Source organism: uncultured Anaerovibrio sp. (assembly GCF_947302755.1).
GTDB lineage: Bacteria > Bacillota > Negativicutes > Selenomonadales > Selenomonadaceae > Anaerovibrio.
The window spans coordinates 1-6,360 of the sequence record NZ_CAMYWM010000139.1; the positions used below are offsets into that span (position 1 = coordinate 1).

Consider the following 6,360-nt stretch of genomic DNA (forward strand, 5'->3'; position numbering starts at 1 on the left):
TCCGCACTGGGAGATATGCTCGCCAGCTGTTGTAGTTTGTTTTCCCCCACCTAAAAAGGTGGGGGACATCTTAATGCTCGTTATATGTGATTACTACCGCTAATTTGATTATCTGGTCGAATTAGCGGTAATTTTTACGGAGGGAAAATATGCTTTATATTGGTAATCATGTTTCTTCATCAAAGGGATATTTGGCCATGGGTAGGGAGATTACCGGAATAAATGGCAATGTATTTGCGTTTTTTACCCGTAACCCGCGGGGCGGCAAGGCCAAGGATATTGATGAGGAGGATGTGAGGCGGTTTTTGGCATACAAGACAGAGCATAGGATTGGTACTCTGGTAGCTCATGCCCCATATACCCTAAATCCCTGTGCTGCAAAGCCTGAGCTTCGTGAATTTGCCTATAATATAATGGCTGATGATTTGCGGCGCATGGAATACACACCAGGCAACCTCTATAATTTTCACCCGGGAAGCCATGTTCAGCAGGGGGTGGAGGTGGCCATTGGGCTTATTGGTGAGCTTCTCAATAATGTGCTGAACAAGGACCAGACTACCACAGTCTTGCTGGAGACCATGTCCGGCAAGGGGACAGAGGTGGGACGCAGCTTCGAGGAGCTGCAAGCTATTATTCAGCAGGTGGATTTGGACAGTCATATTGGTGTTTGCCTAGATACCTGCCACGTGTACAGTGCCGGCTACGATATAGTCAATGATCTGGAGGGTGTGCTGAAGGAATTTGACAGGGTTATAGGCATTGACCGATTAAGAGCAGTACATTTAAATGATAGCATGACCCCATTGGGCTCCCATAAGGACCGTCACGAAAAAATTGGTAATGGAAGTATTGGCATGGAGGCGTTTGTCAGAATAATAAATCATCCCCAGCTGAAACACCTTCCCTTTATATTGGAAACGCCCAACGACAATGCCGGCTACGCCCATGAAATAGCTGTCCTGCGGGATGCCTATCACGAATAGGAATAGCTTTTGCGGGCCGCCTATCACGAATAGAGAATGTAAATAATATTCATACAAAAATAATAAATGAATATTAATAATAAAAAACAATTGCAATTATGATTTGTATGTAGTATACTACATACAACAAAGGAGATAAGCATCATGATAAAAAAGGTATCATATAAGGATCAGGTATATGATTATTTGCGTAATGCCATTGTGGATGGCAGCCTGCAGGAAGGGGAGATTTATTCTGAGCAAATGATTGCCGATAAGCTGAGTATTTCCCGTACCCCCGTCAGGGAGGCCGTTCTGCAGTTAAGGAATGAGGACCTGATTGAGGTTTATCTGAATCGCGGCTTCGGGGTGAAGCCCCTTTCCCTTGATCACTTCAATGAAATAATTCAGGCCCGTGAGGCCATTGAGGAATGCACCCTTCGCTGTCTGGCCGAAGGGGCGGATTCGGTCAAGGGACGTGAAGCACTGGCGGAAATGGAGGATTGTCTGGAAAACACCATGAACAGACTGCGAGGCCAAAGCAATCATTATGAATTTATGCAGGCTGATATGGAATTCCACGAGGTAAGTATAAATTATACCGGGAATATGTATTTTGCCCGGATATTTCAGATGATGCGGGCCCAGGTTGAACGGGTGACTATAAGCTCCCTGGTATACCAAAACCGTCATGAGATGGCTTTTCAGGAGCATGAAAGTATATTGAAGGCCCTGAAGGCCGGTGATGGTGATGGAGCAGTGAAGGCCCTTAGGCTTCACATGAACAAGACCAGGGAGGCTATGAGCAGCCGTTTGTAATCTGGCTATGGTCCTATGCTCAATCCTATAGCGGTTGAGCGTAGGAGAGTGCCCTGGCTGTCAATGTTGTTTGTATGTGTTGGATTTGGCGTACTTCTTTTTTTTTAGATTTTAGTAGTATGCTACACATCACACACTAATATAAATGGGTAAATAAATTTTTTAATGTGGGAGGATTTTTACAATGTCAAAGGTAGGTTTTATCGGTTTAGGTATTATGGGTAAGCCAATGGTTCGCAATCTCTTGAAGGCAGGTATTGAAACAACGGTTTATGATATCAACCAGGAGGCCGTTGACGCTCTGGTGAAGGAAGGGGCGAAGGCTGGAGCTACCCCTAAGGCAACGGCCCAGGGCCAGGATGTGGTTATTACCATGGTGCCAAATGGTAAAATTGTGGCTTCCCTGTTGAAGGGGGAAAATGGCATACTGGAGGGTGTGGCTGAGGGCACCATCATTGCTGATATGAGCTCTGTAACTCCGGTAGAGTCCAAGCAGTTTGCCCAGTGGGCCAAGGAGAAAAAATGCGATTTCCTCGATTCTCCGGTAAGTGGTGGTGAGCCAGGGGCCATAAATGCTACCTTAGCATTTATGATTGGCGGTGAGGAGACTGTGGTAGCAAGAATGCGGGATGTATTTGATGCCATGGGTACCTCCGTTACGGTGGTTGGTCCAAACGGCAGCGGCTCCGTTACAAAATTAGCCAATCAGGTTATTGTAAATCTTAATATTGCTGCTGTTTCTGAGGCCCTGGTGCTGGCCCAAAAGGCCGGTGCTGACCCTAAGAAGGTTTATGAGGCTATTCGTGGTGGACTGGCAGGCAGCACTGTATTGGATGCCAAGGCACCGATGATGTACAGCCGCAACTTTAAGCCAGGTGGAACCTTGGCCATTAATTTAAAGGATATTACCAATGTTATGGACACCGCCAAGAGCCTGGAGGTTCCTTTGGTGCTTACCAGTGAGCTGCAGCAGATTATGCTCAGTCTTAAGGCTACCGGTCACATTATGGATGACCATAGCGGTATCGTTCAGTTCTATGAGAATATTGCCGGGGTTCAGGTAAAAACCGCAGAGTAATATGGGGGGATAAGCAATGGCAAAGGTGTTAAAAAGTGAGCTTTTTGCAAATATTAAGGCTATAGATGAGGCAAAGGTGGAGACTGCCTTACAGGAGGCCCTAAAGGATTTTAACAAGAAAATTGTGGTTCTGGATGATGACCCGACAGGGGTACAGACCGTTCACGATATTTCCGTCTATACCGATTGGTCGGAAGCAAGTATTGCCTCAGGCTTTGAGGAGAAAAACTCAATGTTTTTTATTCTGACCAATTCCCGGGCCTTTTCGGCGGATTATACCAAAGAGCAGCATACGCTCATGGCTCAGCGCATTGCGGCTGAGGCTAAAAAGCGTAATCAGGGCTTTATGATTATCAGCCGCAGTGATTCCACCCTGCGTGGCCATTATCCACTGGAAACGGAGACTCTTAGAAGCACTGTTGAAGCAGCCGGCTGTCCGGCCATCGACGGCGAAGTAATGATGCCCTTCTTCAAGGAGGGTGGCCGGTTTACCATAGGAAATGTTCATTATGTTCAGGAGGAGGACTACCTGACACCGGCCGGGGAAACGGAGTTTGCCAAGGATAAGACCTTTAGCTATACCAAATCCAATATAGCGGAATATATTGAGGAAAAGACCAAGGGAAGATTTACCAAGGAGTCCGTTACCTGTATTTCCCTGGAGGATATCAGAGCTTTCAATGTAGATAAGATTACTGAGCAGCTGATGGCAGTAAAGGATTTTAATAAGGTAATTGTAAATGCTGTTGATTATGTGGATGTGAAGGTGTTTGCCATTGCCTTGATAAAGGCCATGAAGCAGGGGAAAAATTTCATGTTCCGTACGGCAGCCGCTTTTACCAAGGTCATCGGCGGTGTATCAGACAAGCCTCTCCTGACCCGTGACGAGCTGGTGGCCAAGGGCAATGATAATGGTGGCCTTATAATTATCGGTTCCCATGTGCAAAAAACTACCAAGCAGTTTGAGGAGCTTAAAAAGAGCCCGTATGTTAAGTGCATTGAGTTTAATCACATGCTGGTTCTGGAGCCGGACAAGCTGGAGGAAGAGCTTAAGAAAATCGTAGCTGAGGTTGAAGCTGATATAAAGCAGGGACAGACCGTGGTGGTATATACCGGTCGCAAGCGGTTTGATGCCGGGTCAGAGGAGGAATCCCTACGGGTATCCGTTAAGATTTCTGAGGCGATTACCAGCATTGTCAGCCGTCTGTCCATTCAGCCAAGCTTCCTTATTGCCAAGGGGGGCATTACCTCCAGTGATGTGGGCACAAAGGGATTATCCGTAAAGCATGCTCTGGTTATGGGCCAGGTGGCTCCCGGTATTCCGGTTTGGAAAACGGGCAGTGAGAGTAAATTCCCTGATATGGCCTATGTTATATTCCCGGGCAATGTGGGGGCAGTGGACACCTTGCGCAAGGTTGTGGATATGCTCTGTACCAAATGATGGAGGTTGGTAGATATGCTGATGAATTTGCGGGAAATTCTTCATTTGGCTGAGGAAAAGAAAATGGCCATCGGTTCATTTAACGTATACAATGTGGAATCGGTTCAGGCCGTTATGACTGCCGCCCATAATACTCAATCACCGGCCATTGTAGCCTTTGGTGAAAGCTATGATAAGCATATGCCATTGGAAGCCATGGCAATGCTCTTCAGGTATTACGCGGATAAATCAGATTTGCCACTAGTTCTTCATCTGGATCATAGCAAAAAGCTGGAAACCGTATACAGAGCCTTGAAGGCAGGCTTTACGTCAATAATGTTTGATGGTTCAGCCAAGCCCTTGGCGGAAAATATTCAACAGAGCCATTATGTGGCGGATATTGCTCACGGCATGGGGGCCAGTGTAGAAGGTGAGCTGGGATATATGAACCCGGAGGATGGTACACCGGCTGCCGCTGGAGAGCAGGGCAGCTTTACCTCGGTGGAGGACGCTCATAAATATTCCCGGGACTCCGGGGTTGATGCCTTGGCTATCGCCATTGGTAATGCTCACGGTATATATAAGGGGGAGCCAAGGCTGGATTTTAATCAGCTGGAGGCAATAGAAAGGGAAGTTAATATACCCTTGGTATTGCATGGCAGCTCGGGAATACCGGATGCTATGCTGCGGAAGGCTATAAGTCTTGGCATACGAAAAATAAACATTAATACTGAAGTATCTACTACCGGTATACGGGCTGCCCGGGAGTTCCTGGCAGGCCACACCGATGCCAATACCAGATTCGAGGCCATGACCAAGGCTGCCGAGGACCAGATGACGGCAGTGGTAGAGCAATATATGGATCTATTTAAAAATAAATAAACTGGACAAGCTGAGGCAGATGACTATTAGGCGTATGTTGCTGCCTCAGTCATAAAAAAGAATTTTAGTTAAGGGGGAGATTCTTTTGTTGATGGTGATTTTCTTAAGTGGCATAATTCTCCTTATGCTGCTGATTATCAAATTTAAGGTAAATCCATTTTTGGCATTAATTTTTACATCGTTGATTATCGGTGTGGCAGCCGGTCTGCCGGTTAGCAAAATATTAGGCAGTATATCATCGGGCTTCGGCGGTACTCTAGGTGGTATAGGTATTGTCATAGCCTTGGGAATTATGCTTGGCGAGCTTTTGTACCAAACTGGTGGAACAGAGGAAATAGCCAGCCTGGCTTTAAGGAAAATCGGTGTGAAAAATTCGCCCATGGCCATGGCCCTGACCGGCGTTATTGTGGCTATTCCGGTATATTTTGATGCGGCCTTTGTTATTCTCGTAAATTTGGCCCATCAGTTATCGGAAAAGACGGGCATTCCATTGGCCAGATTTGTTACGGCCTTAGGCGTGGGCCTTATTATTGGTCACTGTATTATTATTCCGACTCCTGGTCCTATGGCGGTGGCCGGTGCGGTAAACGCTTCTGTTGGTTCCTTCGTTCTGTATTCGATTATTGTCGCTATTCCAGCCGCATTAGTGGGTGGTGTACTGTATTCCAAGCTTACCGTAAAGCATTTCTTCCCGGAGCAGTGCGGCAATGAGCTGGATGACTTGGATGCTTCCGGGGATTATGGCAGAGATCAGGACCATTGCTCTGGTGGTTTGGCCATTGCCCTTATCCTTTTCCCGATTATTCTCATTTTGATTGGTACTGTGGCCGGGGCTCTGTTGGATAAAGAATCCACCCTTGGTATGATTTGCGCCTTTATTGGTGATAAAAATGTGGCCCTGTTCCTGGGGGTTATTGCTGCCCTGCTGGCCCTTAAGAAATATTTCCGGTCTCCGGCGGAGGAAATGATTACCAACGCCGCTAGCCAGGCCGGTATGGTTTTGCTTATTACCGGTGCCGGCGGCAGCTTCGGTTCTATTATTAACGCAACCGGTATTGGTGATTATATCGTGGCTACCATGCATGATTTCAATGTTCCGCTTATTCTTCTGGGCTTTACCCTCAGCCAGATTCTTCGGGCGGCCCAGGGCTCTGCTACCGTTGCCCTGGTAACCACGGCGGCTATTGTGGCACCGTCCA

Annotated in this window: 6 protein-coding genes; all 6 read left to right on the top strand. The window is 47.0% G+C overall.

What is annotated here, in order from left to right; translation table 11 throughout:
- Window positions 1-149: 149 nt before the first annotated feature.
- Window positions 150-983 carry a deoxyribonuclease IV gene (locus tag Q0Y54_RS11015; RefSeq protein ID WP_297967751.1) on the top strand — a complete coding sequence of 278 codons (834 nt, stop codon included), beginning with the start codon at window positions 150-152 and terminating at the stop codon, window positions 981-983.
- Between the two features lie 144 nt (window positions 984-1,127).
- Window positions 1,128-1,781 carry a GntR family transcriptional regulator gene (locus tag Q0Y54_RS11020; RefSeq protein ID WP_297967754.1) on the top strand — a complete coding sequence of 218 codons (654 nt, stop codon included), beginning with the start codon at window positions 1,128-1,130 and terminating at the stop codon, window positions 1,779-1,781.
- A 184-nt stretch (window positions 1,782-1,965) separates the two neighbouring features.
- Entirely contained in the window at window positions 1,966-2,859 is an 894-nt protein-coding gene (gene garR / locus Q0Y54_RS11025; protein ID WP_297967757.1) for a 2-hydroxy-3-oxopropionate reductase, read from the top strand.
- Window positions 2,860-2,875: 16 nt separating this feature from the next.
- Window positions 2,876-4,300, top strand: coding sequence for a four-carbon acid sugar kinase family protein (locus tag Q0Y54_RS11030; protein ID WP_297967760.1), 1,425 nt, complete (start codon window positions 2,876-2,878; stop codon window positions 4,298-4,300).
- Between the two features lie 15 nt (window positions 4,301-4,315).
- A complete protein-coding gene (locus Q0Y54_RS11035) occupies window positions 4,316-5,161 on the top strand; it encodes a class II fructose-bisphosphate aldolase (RefSeq protein WP_297967762.1) in 846 nt (281 codons plus the stop codon).
- A gap of 91 nt (window positions 5,162-5,252) precedes the next feature.
- Window positions 5,253-6,360, top strand: a 1,108-nt coding sequence (locus Q0Y54_RS11040) for a GntP family permease (RefSeq protein WP_297967764.1), incomplete at its 3' end; no start/stop codon positions are given.